Source organism: Streptomyces sp. NPDC110618 (genome assembly GCF_055657065.1).
Window position 1 is genome coordinate 36,592 of sequence record NZ_JBVKBN010000036.1, and the last position, 19,294, is coordinate 55,885.

21 protein-coding genes are annotated in these 19,294 nt (G+C 71.6%); 14 read left to right on the top strand and 7 right to left on the bottom strand.

Features of this window, described 5'->3' with window-relative positions:
• Window positions 1–10: 10 nt before the first annotated feature.
• Entirely contained in the window at window positions 11–424 is a 414-nt protein-coding gene (locus ACZ7L7_RS35860) for a winged helix-turn-helix transcriptional regulator (RefSeq protein WP_250754135.1), read from the bottom strand.
• Window positions 425–550: 126 nt separating this feature from the next.
• Between ACZ7L7_RS35860 and ACZ7L7_RS35865 the strand changes: the two genes are divergently transcribed.
• Entirely contained in the window at window positions 551–1,435 is an 885-nt protein-coding gene (locus ACZ7L7_RS35865) for an NADP-dependent oxidoreductase (RefSeq protein WP_285515996.1), read from the top strand.
• Window positions 1,436–1,495: 60 nt separating this feature from the next.
• Here ACZ7L7_RS35865 and ACZ7L7_RS35870 read toward each other — a convergent pair whose 3' ends face one another.
• Window positions 1,496–2,314 (bottom strand): DUF6597 domain-containing transcriptional factor, encoded by an 819-nt coding sequence (locus ACZ7L7_RS35870; RefSeq protein ID WP_453604872.1) that lies wholly within the window; start codon window positions 2,312–2,314, stop codon window positions 1,496–1,498.
• 62 nt (window positions 2,315–2,376) lie between these two features.
• Between ACZ7L7_RS35870 and ACZ7L7_RS35875 the strand changes: the two genes are divergently transcribed.
• The 6 genes from ACZ7L7_RS35875 (at window position 2,377) to ACZ7L7_RS35900 (ending at window position 8,542) form a co-directional block, all read left to right on the top strand.
• Window positions 2,377–2,982 (top strand): TIGR03086 family metal-binding protein, encoded by a 606-nt coding sequence (locus tag ACZ7L7_RS35875; RefSeq protein WP_472077937.1) that lies wholly within the window; start codon window positions 2,377–2,379, stop codon window positions 2,980–2,982.
• An 80-nt stretch (window positions 2,983–3,062) separates the two neighbouring features.
• Window positions 3,063–4,148 (top strand): LLM class flavin-dependent oxidoreductase, encoded by a 1,086-nt coding sequence (locus ACZ7L7_RS35880; RefSeq protein ID WP_285515993.1) that lies wholly within the window; start codon window positions 3,063–3,065, stop codon window positions 4,146–4,148.
• On the top strand, window positions 4,145–4,735 hold the full coding sequence (locus tag ACZ7L7_RS35885; RefSeq protein ID WP_471591808.1) for an FMN reductase: 591 nt from the start codon (window positions 4,145–4,147) through the stop codon (window positions 4,733–4,735). Before ACZ7L7_RS35880 ends, ACZ7L7_RS35885 begins: the two co-directional genes overlap by 4 nt.
• 169 nt (window positions 4,736–4,904) lie before the next feature.
• Window positions 4,905–5,630, top strand: coding sequence for a response regulator transcription factor (locus tag ACZ7L7_RS35890; RefSeq protein ID WP_285515991.1), 726 nt, complete (start codon window positions 4,905–4,907; stop codon window positions 5,628–5,630).
• Window positions 5,631–7,043 carry a HAMP domain-containing sensor histidine kinase gene (locus tag ACZ7L7_RS35895; RefSeq protein ID WP_471432043.1) on the top strand — a complete coding sequence of 471 codons (1,413 nt, stop codon included), beginning with the start codon at window positions 5,631–5,633 and terminating at the stop codon, window positions 7,041–7,043. It abuts the gene before it with no gap.
• A gap of 236 nt (window positions 7,044–7,279) precedes the next feature.
• A complete protein-coding gene (locus tag ACZ7L7_RS35900; protein WP_285515989.1) occupies window positions 7,280–8,542 on the top strand; it encodes an ArgE/DapE family deacylase in 1,263 nt (420 codons plus the stop codon).
• A gap of 52 nt (window positions 8,543–8,594) precedes the next feature.
• Here the strand turns inward: ACZ7L7_RS35900 and ACZ7L7_RS35905 are convergent, their stop codons facing one another.
• Window positions 8,595–10,160, bottom strand: coding sequence for a carbohydrate-binding protein (locus ACZ7L7_RS35905; RefSeq protein ID WP_472077938.1), 1,566 nt, complete (start codon window positions 10,158–10,160; stop codon window positions 8,595–8,597).
• A gap of 291 nt (window positions 10,161–10,451) precedes the next feature.
• On the opposite strand from ACZ7L7_RS35905, the gene ACZ7L7_RS35910 reads away from it, so the two are divergent.
• The 5 genes from ACZ7L7_RS35910 to ACZ7L7_RS35930 all read left to right on the top strand — a co-directional run bounded on the left by ACZ7L7_RS35910 (window position 10,452) and on the right by ACZ7L7_RS35930 (window position 14,757).
• Window positions 10,452–11,114, top strand: coding sequence for a hypothetical protein (locus ACZ7L7_RS35910; protein WP_285515987.1), 663 nt, complete (start codon window positions 10,452–10,454; stop codon window positions 11,112–11,114).
• Between the two features lie 137 nt (window positions 11,115–11,251).
• A complete protein-coding gene (locus ACZ7L7_RS35915) occupies window positions 11,252–11,875 on the top strand; it encodes a sigma-70 family RNA polymerase sigma factor (RefSeq protein WP_453604880.1) in 624 nt (207 codons plus the stop codon).
• Between the two features lie 192 nt (window positions 11,876–12,067).
• Window positions 12,068–12,523: a PaaI family thioesterase gene (locus ACZ7L7_RS35920; RefSeq protein WP_472077939.1), complete on the top strand. Its 456-nt coding sequence runs from the start codon at window positions 12,068–12,070 to the stop codon at window positions 12,521–12,523.
• A 153-nt stretch (window positions 12,524–12,676) separates the two neighbouring features.
• A complete protein-coding gene (locus tag ACZ7L7_RS35925) occupies window positions 12,677–13,174 on the top strand; it encodes an NfeD family protein (protein WP_093718342.1) in 498 nt (165 codons plus the stop codon).
• A gap of 53 nt (window positions 13,175–13,227) precedes the next feature.
• The gene (locus tag ACZ7L7_RS35930; RefSeq protein WP_093718343.1) at window positions 13,228–14,757 is read left to right on the top strand and encodes an SPFH domain-containing protein; all 1,530 of its coding nucleotides are present in this window, start codon (window positions 13,228–13,230) and stop codon (window positions 14,755–14,757) included.
• Between the two features lie 91 nt (window positions 14,758–14,848).
• Here the strand turns inward: ACZ7L7_RS35930 and ACZ7L7_RS35935 are convergent, their stop codons facing one another.
• The gene (locus ACZ7L7_RS35935; RefSeq protein WP_472077940.1) at window positions 14,849–15,373 is read right to left on the bottom strand and encodes a hypothetical protein; all 525 of its coding nucleotides are present in this window, start codon (window positions 15,371–15,373) and stop codon (window positions 14,849–14,851) included.
• A 161-nt stretch (window positions 15,374–15,534) separates the two neighbouring features.
• On the opposite strand from ACZ7L7_RS35935, the gene ACZ7L7_RS35940 reads away from it, so the two are divergent.
• Together ACZ7L7_RS35940 and ACZ7L7_RS35945 are read left to right on the top strand one after the other, a co-directional pair.
• Complete coding sequence (locus tag ACZ7L7_RS35940; RefSeq protein WP_285515981.1) at window positions 15,535–16,416, top strand: universal stress protein; 882 nt, start codon at window positions 15,535–15,537, stop codon at window positions 16,414–16,416.
• A 65-nt stretch (window positions 16,417–16,481) separates the two neighbouring features.
• A complete protein-coding gene (locus tag ACZ7L7_RS35945; protein WP_472077941.1) occupies window positions 16,482–16,718 on the top strand; it encodes a hypothetical protein in 237 nt (78 codons plus the stop codon).
• A 292-nt stretch (window positions 16,719–17,010) separates the two neighbouring features.
• Here ACZ7L7_RS35945 and ACZ7L7_RS35950 read toward each other — a convergent pair whose 3' ends face one another.
• The 3 genes from ACZ7L7_RS35950 to ACZ7L7_RS35960 are packed head-to-tail and all read right to left on the bottom strand — an operon-like array spanning window position 17,011 to window position 19,098.
• Complete coding sequence (locus tag ACZ7L7_RS35950; protein ID WP_453604889.1) at window positions 17,011–17,334, bottom strand: YaaC family protein; 324 nt, start codon at window positions 17,332–17,334, stop codon at window positions 17,011–17,013.
• Complete coding sequence (locus ACZ7L7_RS35955) at window positions 17,217–18,182, bottom strand: YaaC family protein (RefSeq protein WP_453604891.1); 966 nt, start codon at window positions 18,180–18,182, stop codon at window positions 17,217–17,219. The genes ACZ7L7_RS35950 and ACZ7L7_RS35955 overlap by 118 nt, the downstream gene beginning before the upstream one ends.
• Window positions 18,183–18,216: 34 nt before the next feature.
• A complete protein-coding gene (locus tag ACZ7L7_RS35960) occupies window positions 18,217–19,098 on the bottom strand; it encodes a hypothetical protein (RefSeq protein ID WP_453604893.1) in 882 nt (293 codons plus the stop codon).
• Window positions 19,099–19,294: the final 196 nt, after the last annotated feature.

The following is a 19,294-nucleotide window of genomic DNA, read 5'->3' on the forward strand; positions in this document are numbered from 1 at the left end:
CCCCCGGTGGTTAGGCCGCCTGCGCCTCGTTCGCCGCGTCGTACCGCTCGCGGGCCTCGTGGACCTGTTCGATGTGGGTCTCGGCCCAGTCCTTCACGGCCATCAGCAGCAGGGCCAGGCTGTGGCCGAGGGGGGTCAGTTCGTAGTCGACGCGGACCGGTACGGACGGGGTGACCTGACGGGTGAGGATGCCGTCGCGTTCCAGGGCGCGCAGCGTCTGGGTGAGCATCTTGGGGCTCACCCCGGCGATCTTGCGGCCGAGGTCGCTGTAGCGCATGGGGCCGGAGGCGAGCGCGGAGACGACGAGGCTGACCCACTTGTCGCTGAGCCGGTCCAGGAGCTGGTTGGTCGGGCAGCCCTTGATGAACGCGTCGTACTCGCGGCGTGCCTGTTCGCGTCGCTGTGCCGCTGTCATCGTCGCCACGGCTCACCTCTGAGGTAGGTACGCACCTTTGGGTAACTCCTTACGAATCGATAGTAGCTCTTCCTAGGGTTGCGGAGGCCGAGGAGATACCGAGGCTTTCGCAATGGTTTGAGGAGCTGTTTCGACATGCGTGCAGCAGTGGTGACGACGTTCGGCGGACCCGAGGCCGTGGAGGTCGTGGAGGTCGAGGTGCCCGAGCCGGGTGCGCGCCAGATCCGGATCAAGGTGGCGGCGGCCGCGCTGAACCCGGTCGACGCCGGGCTGCGGGCGGGTGTCTTCGGGGGTGAGGGCACCCAGATCGGCCTGGGCTGGGATGTCGCGGGCACGGTGGACGCCGTCGGCGCGGAGGCGGACTGGAGCGTCGGTGACGAGGTGGTGGCCCTGCACTACGGCATGGGCAAGTCGCTGGGCACCCACGCCGACTACGTGATCCTGGACGCCGACGCGGTGGCCAAGGCCCCGGCGGGCGTCGACGCCGTCTCCGCGTCCACCCTTCCGCTGAACGCCCTGACCGCGGCGCAGGCGCTGGACGAGCTGGGGGTGGAGCCGGGGCAGAAGCTGCTGGTGACCGGTGCCGCGGGCGCGGTCGGCGGCTACGCGCTCCAGCTTGCCGCACACCGGGGCATCGAGGCGACGGCGCTGGCCCGGCCGGGCAGTGAGGAGCTCGTACGGTCGCTGGGCGCGGCCCGGGTCGCGGACGCCGACGAGGGCGGCTTCGATGCCGTACTGGACGCGGCGGCCCTCGGCGGGCCGGCCCTGGCCCGGGTTCGCGACGGCGGCGCGTACCTGGGTGTCCACCCGGGCGGTGAGCCCGCTTCCGAGCGCGGCATCCGTGTCGGCGCGGTCGAGGTGCGCGCGGACGGCCGTCGGCTCGCCGAGCTGGTCGACCTGGCCGAGAAGGGCGTGCTGACCCTCCGGGTCGCGGAGACGTACGCCCTGGTCGACGCGGTGAAGGCGCACGCCCGTCTGGCGGAGGGCGGCATCCGGGGCCGGCTGGTGCTGGTGCCGTGAGGCGTCGGCGGTGTCGGCTCCCGGGGAGGCGCTGGGGGTGCGGCCGACGTGCCCGCGCCGTCAGTCCCCCCGTACCGCTCGCGCGTACGCCGTGGGGGACACCCCGAGTGTCCCCGTGAACGCGCGCACCAGGTGGGACTGGTCCGCGTAGCCCAGGGTGGCCGCCAGGCCGGACCAGTCCGTGTCCGCGGAGTCGGCCTGGTCCAGGGCGTCGTGGAGGCGGTAGCGCAGGATCGTCCACTTGGGGCTCACTCCGACGTACGCGGAGAACAGGCGTTGCAGGGAGCGGACGGACAGTCCCTGGCTGCTCGCGAAGTCCGCGACCCGGTTCACGGATCGGTCTGTGCGGATCCGGGCGACCAGGTCGGCCGCCAGCTCCGCCTGGGGGTCCGCGGTGTGGGGGACCGAGAGCAGGAAGTGGTCCAGGGCGTGCGCGCGGGCCTCGTCGCCGTCAGCCGTCACGATCCGCCTCGCCTCCTGCGGGGTCGCCTGCCGCAGGACCTCCCCCGCGGGGAGCGCGCGGCCGGTCCAGTGGGAGACCGGGACCTGCGGGGCGAACGGGCGGAAGGCTCCGGGCCGGAACTTCACCCCGCACACCCGGCCCCGGCCGGTCAGCTTGCGGGCGTACAGGCCGAGGGCCACGCCGGTCAGCTCGGAATAGGGCGGGCCGGTCTCCTCGTCCCACTGGAAGGTCAGGTTGACCGAGGGGTGCGGGACGGTGTGGGCGACGTAGGGCTCGGGGAGGTCCCAGTCGATCAGCCAGTACCACTCGACGTAGGGGCGCAGCGGCTCGGCGGGGAGGTGGCGGCGGAAGCGGACGCGGGAGAGCAGGCCCGACGGGTCCACGATTCCGCGGGTGTCGTCCTGGCGGGCGTCCATGCCGGGATCGTATGTCGCGTTTCTTCAAGAAGGGCAGCCCCGCCCGCTCCTACGGTCGGGGTATGGACACGAACTCTGCGCACCCTGTGAAGACGTACGGCATCGGTGAGCTGCTGGATCTCGCGCGGGAGCGGGCGGTGCCGGTGGTGCGGGCCATTCCCGCGTCGGCGCTCGGTGGCCCGACTCCTTGCTCCGAGTACGACGTGAAGGCCCTGGTCAACCATCTCTTCCAGGTGGTGGTGCAGTTCCAGCGGCTGGCCGTCAAGGACGACTCCGACTTCGGCGCCGAGACTCCCGACCTCGTCGGCGCCGACCCGGCGTGGCGGGAGCGGTTCACGGAGGAGGCGGAGCGGCTGGTCTCGCTGTGGTCGGCGCCCGGGGCGGAGGAGGGGACCACCGGGGCGATGGACATGCCGGCCCGGCTGGTGGGCTCGATGGCGCTGCTCGATCTGACCGTGCACGTGTGGGACCTGGCGCGGGCCACCGGTCAGGAGTACCCGGGCGCGGACGGGGCCGTGGTGGCGGAGCTGGAGGGTGCGGTCGCGACGCTGGAGCCGACCGCCCGCAGGATGGGCGTGTTCGGGGAACCCGTACCGGTGGCGGAGGATGCCGAGCCCTTCGAGCGGCTGCTGGCCCGTACCGGACGCGACCCGCGCTGGACGCCCTGACAGGGGGCGGGGAATAGCCCGCCGGGTGTGACCGTTCGAGGGTATAGTTGAACGGTCAACAACCTGGAGGGTGAGCGACCATGCAGTTCGGGATCTTCAGCGTCGGCGATGTCACGCCGGACCCGACCAACGGGCGGACGCCGACCGAAGCGGAGCGGATCAAGGCCATGGTCGCCATCGCGCTCAAGGCCGAGGAGGTCGGCCTGGACGTCTTCGCGACCGGCGAGCACCACAACCCGCCGTTCGTGCCGTCCTCGCCGACCACCATGCTCGGCTACGTGGCGGCCCGCACCGAGCGGCTGATCCTGTCCACGTCCACCACGCTGATCACCACCAACGACCCGGTGAAGATCGCCGAGGACTTCGCGATGCTCCAGCACCTGGCCGACGGCCGGGTGGACCTGATGATGGGCCGCGGCAACACCGGCCCGGTCTACCCCTGGTTCGGCAAGGACATCCGCGAGGGCATCAACCTGGCCCTGGAGAACTACAACCTGCTCCACCGGCTGTGGCGCGAGGACGTGGTGAACTGGGAGGGCAAGTTCCGCACCCCGCTGCAGGGCTTCACCTCCACGCCCCGCCCGCTGGACGGCGTACCGCCGTTCGTCTGGCACGGCTCCATCCGCTCCCCGGAGATCGCCGAGCAGGCCGCGTACTACGGCGACGGCTTCTTCCACAACAACATCTTCTGGCCGGCCGACCACACCAAGCGGATGGTCGAGCTGTACCGGGCCCGCTACGCCCACTACGGGCACGGCACTCCCGAGCAGGCGATCGTCGGGCTCGGCGGGCAGGTGTTCATGCGGAAGAACTCCCAGGACGCGGTGCGCGAGTTCCGCCCCTACTTCGACAACGCCCCGGTCTACGGCCACGGCCCCTCCCTGGAGGACTTCACCGCGCAGACCCCGCTGACCGTCGGCTCGCCGCAGCAGGTGATCGAGAAGACCCTGGCCTTCCGCGAGTACGCCGGTGACTACCAGCGCCAGCTGTTCCTGATGGACCACGCCGGACTGCCCCTGAAGACCGTGCTGGAGCAGCTCGACCTGCTCGGCGAGGAGGTCGTACCGGTCCTGCGCGAGGAGTTCGCCAAGAACCGCCCGGCCGACGTGCCGGACGCCCCCACCCACGCCTCTCTCAAGAACGCCCAGGAGGTGACCACCGTATGAAGCTCGTCGTCGTCTCGGCGGGACTGAGCGTCCCGTCCTCCACCCGGCTGCTCGGTGACCGGCTGGCCGCCGCCGCGGCCGCCCGCACCGGGGCCGAGACCGAGGTCGTGGAACTGCGCGACCTCGCCGTGGAGATCGCGCACAACTTCACCAACGGATTCGCCGGGACCAAGCTCGCCGCCGCCCAGCGGGCGGTGACCGAGGCGGACGGGCTGATCGTGGTCACGCCGGTGTTCTCGGCGTCGTACAGCGGACTGTTCAAGTCGTTCTTCGACGTACTGGAACCGGACGCGCTCGCGGGCAAGCCCGTGCTGATCGCCGCGACCGGCGGCACCGCCCGGCACTCGCTGGTCCTGGAGCACGCCCTGCGCCCCCTGTTCGCCTACCTCAAGGCCGTCGTCGTCCCGACCGGCGTCTACGCGGCCTCGGAGGACTGGGGCGCGGAGGGCCTGGACGGCCGGATCGAGCGGGCGGCCGGGGAACTGGCCGCGCTGACGGAGGGGCTGGGCCCGGCCCGGCCCGTCAAGGACGACTTCGCCGTCGTCCCGTTCGCCGAGCAGCTCGCGGCGATCTCCGAGGCCCGGTGAGGGGCGGTCTGCGGGCGCTGGTGAGGGGTGATCTCCGAGGGCTGGTGAGGGGTGATCTCGGGGGCTGGTCAGGGGCGGTCTCCCAGGCCCGGTGAGAGGCACGTAAGAAGGGGGCCCGCGGGCGTACTCACCGGGCCGCCCGGCCCCCGGCCTTGGCACACTGAAAGGCGTGCCTCACACCGTGCTCCTCGCCGAAGACGACCGCGCCATCCGGCACGCCCTGGAGCGTGCCCTGACCCTGGAGGGCTACCGGGTCACCGCGGTCGCCGACGGCGTGGAGGCACTGGCGCAGGCCCACACCGCCGCGCCGGACGTGCTCGTCCTGGACGTGATGATGCCCGGCATCGACGGCCTCCAGGTCTGCCGGGTGCTGCGCGCCGAGGGCGACCGCACCCCCATCCTGATGCTGACCGCTCTCGTGGAGACCCAGGACCGGATCGCCGGCCTGGACGCGGGCGCCGACGACTACGTCGTCAAACCCTTCGACGTCGAGGAGGTCTTCGCCCGGCTGCGCGCCCTGCTCCGCCGCACCGGCCAGACCGAGACCGGCGCCGCCGCCGACGTGCCCAAGCAGGAGCCCGAGCAGGCCGACGAGCGGATGCTGGAGGCGGCCGGGCTGCGCATGGACCCGCAGGCGCGCCGGGCCTGGCGCGGCGAGCGCGAGCTGGAGCTGACCCGCACCGAGTTCGAACTGCTGGAACTGCTCGTGCGCAACGCCGGCATCGTCCTCGACCACGCCACCATCTACGACAAGATCTGGGGCTACGACTTCGGCCCCGGCTCCAAGAACCTCGCCGTCTACGTCGGCTACCTGCGCCGCAAGCTCGACGCGCCCGGCGCCCCGCCGCTGATCCACACGGTGCGCGGCGTGGGTTACGTGCTCCGGGCGGACTGAGTGGGCCGCCTCGCGCGGCGGCTGCGGCGCCCGCGACCCCGGCTGGTCTCGCTGCGCACCACCTTCGCGGTCTCCTTCGCCGCCATCACCGCCGCCGTCACCGTCCTCATGGGCTTCCTGTCCTACAGCGCCGCCGCCCGCCTGGTCCGCGTGGACCAGCAGTCGGCGTTCGACGAGGTCGTCCGGGCCGTGCGCGAGGAGGTCAGCACCCGGAAGATGGAACCGCTGGACTTCTCCTCCACCGCCCCCGGCCACGACCTGGTCCGCCCCGCCCGCACCGACGTGCAGGTCCTCGGCCACGACGGCTCGATCTACGACCCCGGCGACCCCGGACTGCCCGTCACCGACGCCGACCGCGAGATCGCCGCCCGGCAGGCCTCCGGGCGCACCATCGTCCACGTCGACGTGGACGTCGGCGACGACGTCTACCGGGTCGCCACCGTCTCCCTCGGCGGCGGACGCGGAGCGGTGCAGATCGCGCAGGAGTTCAGCAACACCGAGGACCTGCTGCGGGCACTCCAGCAGCGCACCCTGATCCTCACCTCCGCGGTCGTGGTCGGGGCCGGACTGTTCGGCTGGTGGCTGGCCCGCCGCATCACCCGGCGCCTGATCGTGCTCACCTCCGCCGCGGAGAAGGTCGCCCGCACCCGGCGCCTGGGCATCCAGGTGCCGGTCACCGGCTACGACGAGGTGGGCCGCCTCGGCCGCGCCTTCGACCGCATGCTCGGCCGGCTCGCCCAGTCCGAGGAGGACCAGCGGCGGCTGGTGCAGGACGCCGGGCACGAACTGCGCACCCCGCTGACCTCGCTGCGCACCAACATCTCGCTGCTGCGCCGGATCGACGAGTTCCCGCCCGACACCCGGGAGGAACTGGTCGCCGACCTCGCCCAGGAGGCCCGCGAACTGACCGACCTCGTCAACGAACTGGTCGACCTGGCGGCGGGCCAGTACGACTCCGAGCCCCCGCAGCGCGTCGACCTCGCCGACATCGCCGAGGACGTGGCGGGCCTCGCCCAGCGGCGCACCGGGCGGCGGATCCTCGTCCGGGCCAGCGGGGACACCACCACCGACGGGCAGCCCGGGATGCTCCAGCGGGCGCTGTCGAACCTGGTGGAGAACGCGGCCAAGTTCGACCGCGAGGGCAACGCGCCCATCGAGATCAATGTCGCCGGGCCCGCCGTGCACGGCACGGTACGGGTGGAGGTGCTGGACCGGGGGCCCGGGATCACCGACGACGACCTCCGGCATGTCTTCGACCGGTTCTACCGGGCGGCGGACGCCCGCTCCCTGCCCGGCTCGGGGCTCGGCCTGTCGATCGTCCGCGAGGTGGCCCTGGCGCACGGCGGCGCGACGTTCGCCTCGCGGCGGCCCGGGGGAGGGGCGGTCATCGGGTTCACGGTGAAGGGGGGATGAGCTGGTGCGCGGGGGAGGGGCCGCTGTGAGGTGCATGGCCGGGGGCGGGTGAGCGCTGTTCGGTGGCGGGGCGATGGTGAGGGGCGGGTGAGTTGTTGTTCCGGGGCGGGGCGGTCGTGAGGTTCACGGCGGGGGGCGGGTGAGTCGCTGTTCCGCGGCGGGGCAATGGCGAGGCTCGTCGTGAGGGGCCGATGAGGCGCTGTTCCGAGGGCTCCCCGGGGATCTAGCATCCGCGTATGTTGAGCCGCGAAGAAGCCCGCGCGCTGGACGAGATCGACGAGGCCGCCGTCGCCCGTACGCTGCGGGACCTCATAGCGATCCCCAGCGTCACCGGCACCCCCGCCGAGTCCGAGCTCCAGCACCACCTCGCCCGGCGCCTGGAACTGCTCGGCCTGGACGTCGACCTGTGGTCCATGGACCTCGACGCCCTGCACGCCGACCCCGGCTTCCCCGGTTCCGAAGCCCCCCGCGACGAGGCCTGGGGCCTGGTCGGCACGACCGGCGGCGACGACGGGCCCACGCTGATACTCCAGGGCCACGTCGACGTCGTACCGCCCGGCGACCTGGCCGCCTGGGACGGGGACCCGTTCGTCCCCCGCGTCACCGGGGATCTCGTGCACGGGCGCGGCGCCTGCGACATGAAGGCCGGACTGACGGCCCACCTCGCCGCCCTCGCCGCGATCGGGGCCGCCGGGCTGCGGCTGCGCGGCCGGGTCGCCGTGCACTTCGTGGTGGGCGAGGAGGACGGCGGCATCGGCGCGTTCGGCACCCTGCGCCGCGGCCACCGAGGCGACGCCTGCGTCATCGCCGAACCGACCGCGGGCCGGGTCATCACCGCCAACGCCGGCGCCCTGACCTTCCGGATCTCCGTGCCCGGCAGGTCCGCCCACGGCAGCTCGCGCGAACAGGGCGTCAGCGCCATCGACGCCTACCTGCCGCTGCACCGGGCGCTGGCCCGCCTGGAGACCGAGCGCAACCGCGACCCGGCACCGCTGATGGCCGAGCATCCCATCCCGTACGGCCTGTCCGTCGGCACCCTGCGTGCCGGGGACTGGGCGAGCAGCGTGCCCGACCTGCTGGTGGCCGAGGGGCGGCTCGGCGTGCGGCTGGGGGAGGAACCGGCCGACGCGCGCGCCGAGTTCGAGCGGTGCGTGGCCGAGGCGTGCGCGGCGGACCCGTGGCTGCGGGAGCATCCGGCCGAGGTCACCTGGCCGGGCGGACAGTTCGCCAGCGGCTCGCTGCCGGACGGGCATCCGCTGGCGGACCTGGTGCGCGCCGCGAAGACCGACGCGGTCGGCGGCGCCGAGCCGGGGATCCACGGGGCCACGTACGGCAGCGATCTGCGGCTGTACGCGGCCGAGGGGATCCCCACCCTGCAGTACGGGCCCGGCGACATCCACGTCGCGCACAGTGCGCGGGAGCATGTCTCGGTGGCCGAAGTCGCGGACGCCGCCAGGACGTTGGTGCCGGTGATCCTGCGGAGCGTGGGGACGAAGTGAGCGCCGGCGCCCGCTTCCTGGTCGGGGGCGGGCGCCGATGCCGGGGAGGGGCTTACGGCGTGACCACGACCCCGCCGAACGTCACCACCAGCCGTCCGTCCGAGGCGAACGACCAGCCCAGGGACCCGCCGTAGGAGGAGCAGCGGGAGCCGTTGCTGCCGGACCAGAACTGGTTGGAGCTGTCGGAGTTGCCCACGATCCGGTCGTTGGTGCCACTGCCGCTGCGGCAGGAGGTGTTGTTCCGGAACACCGAACTGCCCGCGTCGAAGTTGAAGTTGCGCTGGGCGTTGTCGACGCTGACGTTGTTCGAGATCGTCATCGAGCCCGGGTTGCTGTTGTACGTGAACCCGTGCTTGCCGTTGTCGACGGCGAAGCTGCGCCGTACGACGTGGTTGACCGGCACGTTCTCGCCGCCGAGCTTGTAGCCGTTGCGGTCGCCGTCGCCGGCCTGGGAGCCGTCGCTGAGGGTGCCGTTCTCGTAGGAGAGGGAGTCCTCGACGGTGACCGGGCCGATGGGGTCCTCGTCGGCGTAGGTGTACAGGTCCCAGCCGTCGTCGATGTTGTTGTGGGCGACGGCGTAGCGGAAGACGTTGCCGGTCCCGGTGGTCAGCTTCGCGGCGAAGCCGTCGGCGTCCTCGCCGTCGGAGTCGGCGTTGTCGTGCGACTCGGCGCTCAGGATCAGGTTGTCGGAGGGCCACTGCGAGGTCGGCGTGGAGGACGTCATCCGGCCGAGCTGGAGCCCGGTGTCCCGGTTGAAGCGGGTCACCGTGCGCTCGATGACGTTGTCGCTGCCGCCGACGAAGATGCCGTTGTCCCCGGCCCGTTCGACGACGAGCCCCTTGATGTGCCAGTACGAGGCGTTCAGCTGAAGCCCGCGGTTGGACGAACTCTCGCTCTGCGCCGAGAAGTTGAGCACCGGTGTCTCGCCCGGGTAGGCGGCGAGTGTGGTGCGCGCGCCCGAAGTGCCGTTGTTCCCGGCCGGGATGGTGATCGTCGAGGACTGGTGGTACGTGCCTCCGCGTACGTAGATGGTGCCGCCCGCGGAGATCCGGCTGATGGCGGAGGTGAGCGTGGTCGGCGCCGACTGGGTGCCGGCGGCGCTGTCGGTGCCGTTCGGGGCGACGTAGAGGGTGGTGCCGGCCGGCGGGGTGCTGTCGCCGGTCTCGACGTCGATGTAGTCGAGGTTGGGCAGTCCGCCCGAGGTCGTGGGGTTCAGGCGGATCGTGTTGCTGCCCGCGTTCAGGTTCACGGTCAGCGATTTGGTGACCCAGGTCGACCAGGCGCCGGTGGCCTCGAAGGAGGGGGTCTGCACGGTGGTGCCGTTGACGACGAGGCTCGCCGGGCGGGCGGTGGTGGTGCCGTTGGCGAAGCGGATGTGCACGGTGGCGGTGCCCGCGCTCGCCGCGTTCACGGTGAACTGGGCGTACGCGCCGGTGGCGTTGGTGCCGTTGCAGAAGCCGCTGCCGGAGTACCCGGCCCAGTCGGAGTCGACGGTGCCGGTGCAGACGGCGGCCTCGGCCTCGTAGCGGGTGGTCGCGGCCTGGGCCGGGTTGCCGGACAGCGCGACCAGCGTGCCGGTGAGCAGGGCGGCGCACGCGAGGGCGGGTCTCAGGTGCATGGGGGGGCCTCCAGGAGCCGTGCGGGTGGGTGCGGGTGGCCGGTGGGTGGGGGCGGGTGCGGGCGGCGGGTGCAGGTCGCCTTTGGTAAGCGCTTTCTGCGGGAAGCTTGCGGGTGGTGTTGTGTGCGCGTCAATATCCGCGTACATGATCCTTATTCACGGATGTGAACCTGATCCGGTCGGGCTCCGGTTGGGCTCCGGTCGAGCGGATCCGCCCCGCGGTGAACCGATCGCAGGTCACGGCCGTACCCACGCCTGACGGACCACGCCCGGATGCGAGGATGAGGCGCCATGACAGCAGGGCGGTGCACTCGCGCGATCAGGGCCGCGGTGTTCGCGGCCGTGTGCGTGCTGCTCGCCGCGCTGGGACACGTCCTGATGTCCGGCAGTCATGTGCCCGCGTGGGCGCTGGCCGCCGGGGCGGCCGCGACGAGTGCGGTCGGCTGGCTGCTGGGCGGGCGCGAGCGGGGGCTGCCGCTGGTCGTGACGGTGGTCGTGGCCGCGCAGTCCGGGTTGCACTCGGGGTTCTCCTGGGCGCAGTCGACGGCCGGTGCGGCGGGCGGGGTGGACGAACACGCCCTGCGCATGGGCCACATGGGCCACATGGGGTATATGGGTCATATGGGCCACTTGGGTCACGACATGGGCCCCGACGCCTCCGCTGTCTCCTCCGCCGCCTCGCTCGTCTCCTCGCCCGGCATGCTCGCCGCCCACCTGCTCGCCGCCCTGCTGTGCGGCCTGTGGCTGGCGTACGGCGAACAGGCGGCGTTCCGCATCCTGCGGGCGGTGGCCGGATGGCTGGCGGCGCCGCTGCGGCTGCTGCTCGCCCTGCCCGTACCACCCGAGCGGCCCCGCCCACGCGCCGCCCGCGGCGACGCCGAGCGCGTGCCGTGTCTCCTCCTCGCCCATGCGATCACCTCCCGGGGTCCGCCGGTGGGGCCCGCTGTCGCCTGACGACAGCCGGTGCCAACGGCCGTTTCCCACGGCCGTGTTCCCACTTCACTCACCGGGTCGCGGACCCCCGCGCCTGTCCGTGCCGTGCGCATGCGCGCGGTCGGCCCGTGCTCCGGACGATCCGAAGGACACCCCAGGTGATCGCTTCCGCCGTACCCAAAGACAGCCTCGCGCCCGACGACTTGATAACCGCGTCGGCGCTCGCCGCCCGGACCGGTGACCCGGCCGCCGTCGAGCACTTCGTCCGCGCCCTGCACCGGGACGTGCTGCGCTATGTCGCCTACCTGTGCGCCGATCCCCAGGCTGTGGACGACCTCGCGCAGGACACCTTCCTGCGCGCGCTCGGCAGCCTGCACCGGTTCGAGGGCCGCTCCTCGGCCCGCTCCTGGCTGCTGGCCATCGCCCGGCGCGCGGTGGTCGACAGCTACCGGCACGCCGCCGTACGCCCCCGGCCCGCCGATGTGGCGGACTGGCAGCTCGCCGTGGAGAACGCCCAGCCGCGGGGCGTGCCCGGGTTCGACGACGGAGTCGTCCTGCTGGACCTGCTGGCCTCGCTGCCCGCCGAGCGCCGTCGGGCGTTCGTCCTCACCCAACTGCTCGGTCTGCCGTACGCGGAGGCGGCCGAGGCGATCGACTGCCCGGTCGGGACGGTGCGTTCACGGGTGGCGCGGGCGCGGGCGGAACTGCTGGATCTGCTGGACGAGCCGGGGGAGCCGGGGGAGCCGGTGGAGTCGCCGGAACCGGCGCTTCAGGCGGCTTGATCCGTACGGAGGGGTGCCGGTGTCCCCAGGGGCCCGGCACCCCCGGTGCCATGATGACCGTGGTGGTGCCGTGACGTCCGTGGAGTCGCTGAGGTTCCTGGAGCCCTTGGAGCCCTTGGAGCCCTTGGAGCCCTTGGAGCCCTTGGAGTCCCCGGAGTTTCTGGGATTTCTGGATTTTCTGGAGGAGCGTGCGTGGAGGACCCGACAGCGCAGGAGAAGGCGAGCCCCGAGACTCAGGCCCGGATCCGCGACAGCTTCGACCGCCAGGGCCTGATGGGCCACCTCGGCGCCAGGATCACGCACATCGCGCCGGGCCGGGTCCACATCACCCTGCCGAGCCGCCCCGAAGTCACCCAGCAGCACGGCTACTTCCACGCGGGCGCCACCAGCGCCATCGCCGACAGCGCCGGGGGCTACGCCGCGTACACCCTCTTCCCCGAGGACTCCGACGTGCTCACCGTCGAGTACAAGATCAACCTGCTCGCCCCGGCCGTGGGCGACCACCTGGAGGCGATCGGCACCGTCCTTAAGCCCGGCCGCACCCTGACGGTCTGCCAACTGGAGGTCTACGGCGTCCGGGACGACCGCCGCACACTCGTCGCCAACGGCCAGCAGACCCTGATCAGGGTGTACCCGCGGAAGCGGTGACGAGGGGAAATCCGGGCCGCCGGTTCCGGTGTCGGCTCGGCATTAAACGCGGGATAAAGATTGCCGGAGCACGGCAGTGAAGGCACTCCGCTGAACGTGTCATGCTCCCTTCCGTCGGAGGTCGGCGGCAGAGGCGGGAGGGGGAGAGCGCGCATGGTCTGGTTTCTCGGACTCGGTACAGCGGGGGTCGCGCTCCTCGCCCTGTCGCTGGTCTTCGGCGGGGTGCTGGACGGCGCGTTCGAGGGCGGGCTGGACGGGTGGCTGTCGCTGCCGGTGGTCGCCGGGTTCACGGCGATGACCGGTTTCGCCGGGGCCATCGTCATGGGCGTGACCCACGCCCCGCCCGCGGTCGCCGGCACGGCGGGTGCCGTGTGCGGAGTGGGGACGGCCTGGCTGACGTACCGCTTCAGCCGGGCCCTGATGCGCGACCGGACGGCTCGCACCCCGAACGGGGACGATCTGGTGGGGGCGCCCGGCAGCGTGGTCACCGCGATCCCCGCCGACGGATACGGCGAGGTGCTGCTCCGACTCGCGGGCCAGCCGGTGAAGTTCGCCGCGCGCAGTGCGGGCCCGGTGGCCCGGGGCGCCGAGGTGTGGGTCGAGTCGGTGCCGTCGGCGACCTCGGTCGTCGTGCGCCCGGTGACCCGCTGACCTTCTCTCTCTTTCTTCTTTCTTTCCCTAGTACATGAATCGGGGGCAGTGCCATGAGTCCTGTCGTTTTCGCGGTGGTGGGAGTCGTCGTACTCCTGGTGCTGCTGGGCCTCGTCGTCATCACCCGCTACAAGGTGGCCGGGCCGAGCGAGGCGTTCATCGTCACCGGCCGGCGCGGCAAGAAGGCCACCGACCCGGAGACCGGGCGGGTCTTCACCGACAACAGCGGCCAGAAGGTCGTGGTCGGCGGCGGTGTGTTCGTCGTGCCGTTCGTGCAGCAGAAGTTCACCCTCGACCTGTCCTCCCGGCACATCCCGGTGGCGGTGCGCGGCGCGGTCACCCTGCGCGGGGTGAAGGCCAACCTGGAGGGCGTCGCGATCGTCAAGGTCGGCGGCACCGAGGACTCCATCCGGGCCGCCGCCCAGCGGTTCCTGATGCAGCAGGACGGCATCGTCGGCTTCACCCAGGAAGTGCTCTCCGGCGCCCTGCGCGCCATCGTGGGCCGGATGTCGGTGGAGGACATCATCCGCGACCGGGCCGCGTTCGCCGGCCAGGTAGCCGAGGAGGCGGAGGCCAGCCTGTCCGGGCAGGGCCTGGTGCTGGACGCCTTCCAGATCCAGGACATCACCACCGAGGGCTCCTACCTGGAGGACCTCGGCCGCCCGGAGGCCGCGCGCGCCAAGCAGGAGGCCGACATCGCCGAGGCCGTGGCCCGGCGGGCCGCCGAGCAGGCCCGGCTGAAGGCGGAGGAGGAGATCGCGGTCGCGCAGCGGACGTTCGCGCTGAAGCAGGCCGAGATCAAGGCGGAGACCGACGAGGCGGCGGCGCGAGCCGCGGCGGCCGGCCCGCTGGCCGAGGCGGCACGGCGGCAGGAGATCCTCGCCGAGCAGGAGAAGGTCGCCGAGCGGCAGGCCGCGCTGACCGACCGCCAGCTCGACACCGAGGTCCGCAAGCCCGCCGACGCCCGCCGGTACGCCGCCGAGCAGGAGGCGGAGGCCCGTCGCGTGGCCCGCGTGAAGGAGGCCGAGGCGGAGAAGGCGGCCGGTATCGCGGACGCCCAGGCGGAGGCCGAGCGGGCCCGGCTGACCGGTGAGGGCGAGAAGCAGCGGCGCAGCGCCCTGGCCGAGGCTGAGGCCATCGAGGGTCTGCGGCAGGGTGAGGCCGAGCGCGCCCGGCGTGCGGCGATCGCCGAGGCCGTACGGCTGGAGGGCGAGGCCGACGCGGCGGCCATCGGGGCGAAGGGTGCCGCCGAGGCGGAGGCGATGCGGCTGAAGGCGGACGCGTTCGGGCAGTACGGCGACGCGGCGGTCCTGCAGATGCTCGTCGAGGTCCTGCCGCAGGTCGTGGCGAAGGCGTCCGAGCCGCTGAGCGCGGTCGACAAGATGACCGTGATCTCGACGGACGGCGCGGGCCGGATCCCGCGCGCGGTGGCCGACAACGTGGCCCAGGGCCTGGAGCTGCTCGGCTCGACGACGGGCGTGGACCTGGCGGAGCTGCTGAAGGGCGTGACCGGCAAGCGCACGGAGGCGCCCGCGCCCGCTCCGGCGGAGCCGCTGAACGGGAAGGTGGAGATCACCGGCTGACGGCCGGTGGCCCGCACGGGCCCGCTCGCCGTACGACGGCGGGCGGGCCCTTTCCCGTTGCCGGAACCCGGCAACGGGCTCGGGGCAGCCCTCAATGCCCGGCGACGACCTTCACCATCACCACCCCCAACCCGATGGCGGCGTCCACGACCGCCGCGACGACGGACGGCAGCACCCCGTTCCCCATCCGCCGCCCCCCGATGAACCCCCACCCGGCCAGCGAGGCGACATCGACGCCCACGGCGATCCACAGGGCGGTGGACAGCCCGAGGAGCTCCAGGGCGGACAGGGCGATCATCACGAGCGGCCCGACGGCGCAACTGAGCAGCGGCCAGGTGGCGTAGAGCAGATCCCGCACCTCGGTACGGGCGGGCATCCGTTGATGGACCACCCGGTGGGCCTGGAGGTCGGCCACCAGGGTCGCCAGCCACAGGCCGAGCGCGGTGCAGGCGACGAAGACGGCGGCGGTGGAGTACCGGGTATGGCTGTTCTGCGCGAGCCCGACCAGCACGGCGAGCATGGTGATCGTCGCGTAGACCCGCTCCTTGACCCGCTCGACGAGGGTGTCGGGGTGAGGGGCGGAGACCAGCGGACGCCCGGCGTCGGACTCGGACATAGCGGAACGGTACGGCGAGCGGCGGACCGCGCCGGGCGCGACGCGCAGGCCGGGAAACAGGGCCGGTCGGCCCCTACGACGGCTGTTGGTCCCATGGCAGGGGGCGGCGCGGCGGGTGACCCTGAGGGTGACAAGCGAGGCGTCTGGACGTGGGAGCGGTGATGAGCGGTCTGGTGGTCGTGGGTGTGGACGGTTCCGCGTCGAGTCTCGCGGCGGTGGAGACGGCCGCGCGGGAGGCGCGGTGGCGCGGGGCGGGGCTGCGGGTCGTGCACGCGTTCCTGTGGCCGGCGATGCATGTGCCGCTGGGCCCGTCGCCGCTGGGTCCGCCCGAGGGCGGCGTCCGGAACATGGTCGAGGACCTGGTGGCCGAGGCGGTGGCCCGCGCCAGGAAGACGGCGCCGGAGGTGGAGGTCTCCCACACGGTGGTGACGGGCGAGCCGCTGACGGTACTGGAGGCGCAGTCCCGCGCCGCGGAGCTGGTGGTCGTGGGCTCCCGGGGCATGGGCGGCTTCGTAGGCCTGCTGGTGGGCTCGACGGCGGTGCATCTGGCGTCGCACGGCGGGTGCCCGGTGCTGGTCGTGCGGGAGACAGGGGACGCGAGCGGCCCCGTGGTCGTCGGAGTCGACGGCTCCCCCAAGGGCGAGGCGGCTGTGGACTTCGCCTTCGCGGAGGCGGCCCAGCGCGGCACCGGCCTGCTGGCCCTGCACGCCTGGACCACCTGGAACGCCCCCCTGCCCGCGCCGCCGGACCCGAACCAGCCGTACGCGAGCACCCGCGGCGAACTGCAGGCGACGGAGGAACGCCTCCTGGCGGAGGCCCTGGTCGGCCACCGCGAGCGCTACCCGGACGTCCCCGTGGAGCACCGCCTGGTCCACGGCCCCACCCGGGAGGCCCTGATCGAGGCCAGCCGCACCGCCCAACTCCTGGTCGTCGGCGCCCGAGGCCGAGGCGGCTTCACCGGCCTCCTCCTCGGCTCGGTCAGCCAGGCGGCCCTGCACCACGCAGAGTGCCCGGTGGCGGTGGTACGGGGGTCCGCATCGTGAAGGCCCTGGTCAGGCTTCCGGCCGCAGGACAGTAACCGGAGTCGTACGACGTCCTTGGGTGGCCCGTGAAGAAGATCATCTCCGCCGCCGCCCTGGTCGTCACGAGCCTCGTACTCGCCACGCCCGCCCACGCCGACGAGCCCGAGTCCAACTTCGGATCCGGGGTCAGCGGGACCCACTGGAACATCGTCGGAGCCAGCATCTGCGTCCAGGAGCTGGCGGCTGTACCGGCCGGGGAAGCGTGGACGCTTGACGCGACCCATTCCTGCGCCAACGGCAACGTCCTCAACCACACCCCCTGACCGACACCCACCCGACCACGACCGCGGGGCCCGACGCGCACTCAGGCGCACTCAGGCGTCGGGCCCCGCGGTATGAGGATGACTCACGGCCACACAAGGCAATACGGCTGATGCCCCGCCTCATGCAACCGGTGGCTCAGGTCCTGCCACTCGTGCAGCGATTGGGGGCGGGAGGGCGCTGACCTGGGGTTTCGCAGAGAAATGTGCGTTGAACTGGGAAAACTCCTCTCGGTAGTTCTCACGGGTCGACGCCGTTTCCCGGGCTCATGTGCCCTGGATGTGCCCTGGCCGCCTACAAGGCGAGCGGCTTGGAGAGCAGGATCGGCGTCTGACGCAGGCCCTCCAGTACCAGGTGGGGAATCACTTCGAGCGCGGTGTCCAGGGCGTACTCCAAGGCTGCGGCGTCGGGGGACTTGTCGATGTCCAGGGCGTCGGTCCATTGGCGGGGCTGGTAGCGGGCCAGCATGGAGAAGCTGTAGAGGAGCAGCCACCAGGACATCAGCGGTGTCGGTGGTGCCTTGCTGGGTTCGAACGCTGGCCGCAGGTGGCGGTCCTCGATGAAGCGGTAGGCAGGGGCCCGGACGTCGAAGAACTCCGCGATCTCTCCTGTCTGCATGCCCTTTTTCGGGGCCGGCCAGCAGAGCTCGACGGAGAAGCGGCGGGCGCGCGCCTCTCTGAATGCCTGCTCCTCGCCCCCCACGGCTCTGAGCCCTCCAGGCCCGGGTACTTGGTGATGAAGTCCTGCAGCCACGCTTTGCGGTTTGGCAGTGAGGGCATTTCCTCGTTTACCCAGACAGTCGCGCAAAGGAATTCAGCGGACTCAGCGATATGGTCGGCCGACCAGACATCTGTGGCTTCGGTAGATGTGCGGCTGTCCGCCAAGAGCTCGACCGCAAGGATGTCGTTCGTTCCTTCGAGAGGGATCTCCGCAAGCTCAGGGAGCGAGTTCCACAATGCCCCGAGAGTGATGGCGTCCGTCGTGCGCTCGGATCCTGTGGCGTCGGACACCGCCTGGAAGGCCCCCACGCCCTCGGGCCGGACGGCGATGTCAGGAACGCCGCGCTTCATGTCTGGGATCTTCAGGCCGTGCTTGTCGAAGGTCCATGTTCCTTCTGCATGGGCAGCCGTTATTGCCAGCCCGGCCTGGACGAGGCCGTAGTACAGGTTGATGGGGCGAGTGGCGGGTGAGACGACCTCCGCCGCCTTCATCTGTTCCTCGAACTGTTGCAGTGCGGCGGAGAAGGTCTTCCTCCTGGAGGCCGAATCCTGGAGCTTGGTTTTCTCAGTCAGGCTTGTGCGGCAGTGCCGCAGCCCGAGGTGTATCGCTGTTGTCCCGTCCATGTGCTCTCGCTTTCTTCTCTGCGGGACAGTGTGCCTGGCTGTGGGTGCGGATGTGGGGGCAAGACGGAATTGGGCTAGCAGATCTGATGCTATGGACAGAGACCAGCTGGTCTGCGATTCCATCAAGCCAGGTATTCCGCAGCAGCACTGTCGCCCTTCAGCCTTGCGGCGCCGTAGCGAGCGCCTGCCGTGCGGCGCATGGTTCGATACGGAGCGCCTGCCCAGCAGCGAGTTGAAGAGCTGGATCGTCAGCCGGAAAGTGCCCGAGCGACGTGATGCCGAACCCCGCGCCAGCGAGTGCGGAGAGTGCCCTCCTAGACAGGGTGTGGCGTTCGGCCTCCTCAGCGACGGCCGCAGAGTCGAGGGAGAGCCACACACGTCCGTCGAGCCCTGCTGAGACTTGGACCGGCCCCGCCGGTGCGCAAGGGACTTCGGCGTCGGTGAGGACCTGGGCGGCGGAATCACGATGGTCGGCGGTGTTCTTCATGTCGACAGCGCGCGCGGCCATGTAGATCGCATGAGCCAGTTCGGCGGCAGCCTCCTCGGCGGCAGTGACGTTGATTCGGTAGGGCCCCATGGAGACAGTGTCGGTAGTGATGTCGTAGCCGAAACCCCAGAAGGCGCGAGCCACGTCGCGCGGTTCGTTACCAGCCTTGACCCGCTGGCTCTGCGGACCGTGGCCCAGGCCACGCGACCAGTTTTCGAAGTGGATGAGTCCGTTTCGGATTTGCGTGATGTCCGGCAGCGACAGTTCGAATCGCTTGCGTGCCTGTTTCAGCGCCTGTCCGACTTCCGGGTCCATGCCGAGATCGGCCAGCGCGGCCTGCTCCAAGGTCTCCGCCGTCAGCAACTGCCGCAGCGCGATACACAAGTGCCTCGCGTCGATCTGTCGGGAGTCGAACCCGCTGACTACTTCATCGCCAGCATGGATGCGCCGGACGCACAGCGCGACATCACGCCGTGCCCACTGAGCCTCCGATACGGCGATTGCGTAGGGGTTGTCTGCCGGTGACCAGCTGTCGACTGCACTCTCGTCCATGATGAGCATCCTCGCCTCCCAGGCCCTGCCACGCCCGGCATTTTCTACAGAGCTTGGCAGCCAGCTGAGCTGGCCTGGGTCGGCGCCGTCTCCCATGCTCATTGAAGTGCCCCGGGTTTCGTGGAGTCCGGTGGTCTTGTTTCAGGCGGACTGCGGGGGTTGCTCCAGTCTTCGCCAGTAGTCGCGTTCGTACTCG

Coding starts and splice junctions, on each gene's coding strand:
- ACZ7L7_RS35900 (WP_285515989.1), top strand. CDS start 7,280: ATGTTGAGCCGCGAAGAAGCCCGCGCGCTGGACGAGATCGACGAGGCC.
- ACZ7L7_RS35885 (WP_471591808.1), top strand. CDS start 4,145: ATGAAGCTCGTCGTCGTCTCGGCGGGACTGAGCGTCCCGTCCTCCACC.
- ACZ7L7_RS35925 (WP_093718342.1), top strand. CDS start 12,677: ATGGTCTGGTTTCTCGGACTCGGTACAGCGGGGGTCGCGCTCCTCGCC.
- ACZ7L7_RS35935 (WP_472077940.1), bottom strand. CDS start 15,373: ATGTCCGAGTCCGACGCCGGGCGTCCGCTGGTCTCCGCCCCTCACCCC.
- ACZ7L7_RS35930 (WP_093718343.1), top strand. CDS start 13,228: ATGAGTCCTGTCGTTTTCGCGGTGGTGGGAGTCGTCGTACTCCTGGTG.
- ACZ7L7_RS35880 (WP_285515993.1), top strand. CDS start 3,063: ATGCAGTTCGGGATCTTCAGCGTCGGCGATGTCACGCCGGACCCGACC.
- ACZ7L7_RS35910 (WP_285515987.1), top strand. CDS start 10,452: ATGACAGCAGGGCGGTGCACTCGCGCGATCAGGGCCGCGGTGTTCGCG.
- ACZ7L7_RS35950 (WP_453604889.1), bottom strand. CDS start 17,334: ATGCAGACAGGAGAGATCGCGGAGTTCTTCGACGTCCGGGCCCCTGCC.
- ACZ7L7_RS35940 (WP_285515981.1), top strand. CDS start 15,535: ATGAGCGGTCTGGTGGTCGTGGGTGTGGACGGTTCCGCGTCGAGTCTC.
- ACZ7L7_RS35870 (WP_453604872.1), bottom strand. CDS start 2,314: ATGGACGCCCGCCAGGACGACACCCGCGGAATCGTGGACCCGTCGGGC.
- ACZ7L7_RS35960 (WP_453604893.1), bottom strand. CDS start 19,098: ATGGACGAGAGTGCAGTCGACAGCTGGTCACCGGCAGACAACCCCTAC.
- ACZ7L7_RS35865 (WP_285515996.1), top strand. CDS start 551: ATGCGTGCAGCAGTGGTGACGACGTTCGGCGGACCCGAGGCCGTGGAG.
- ACZ7L7_RS35875 (WP_472077937.1), top strand. CDS start 2,377: ATGGACACGAACTCTGCGCACCCTGTGAAGACGTACGGCATCGGTGAG.
- ACZ7L7_RS35955 (WP_453604891.1), bottom strand. CDS start 18,182: ATGGAATCGCAGACCAGCTGGTCTCTGTCCATAGCATCAGATCTGCTA.
- ACZ7L7_RS35905 (WP_472077938.1), bottom strand. CDS start 10,160: ATGCACCTGAGACCCGCCCTCGCGTGCGCCGCCCTGCTCACCGGCACG.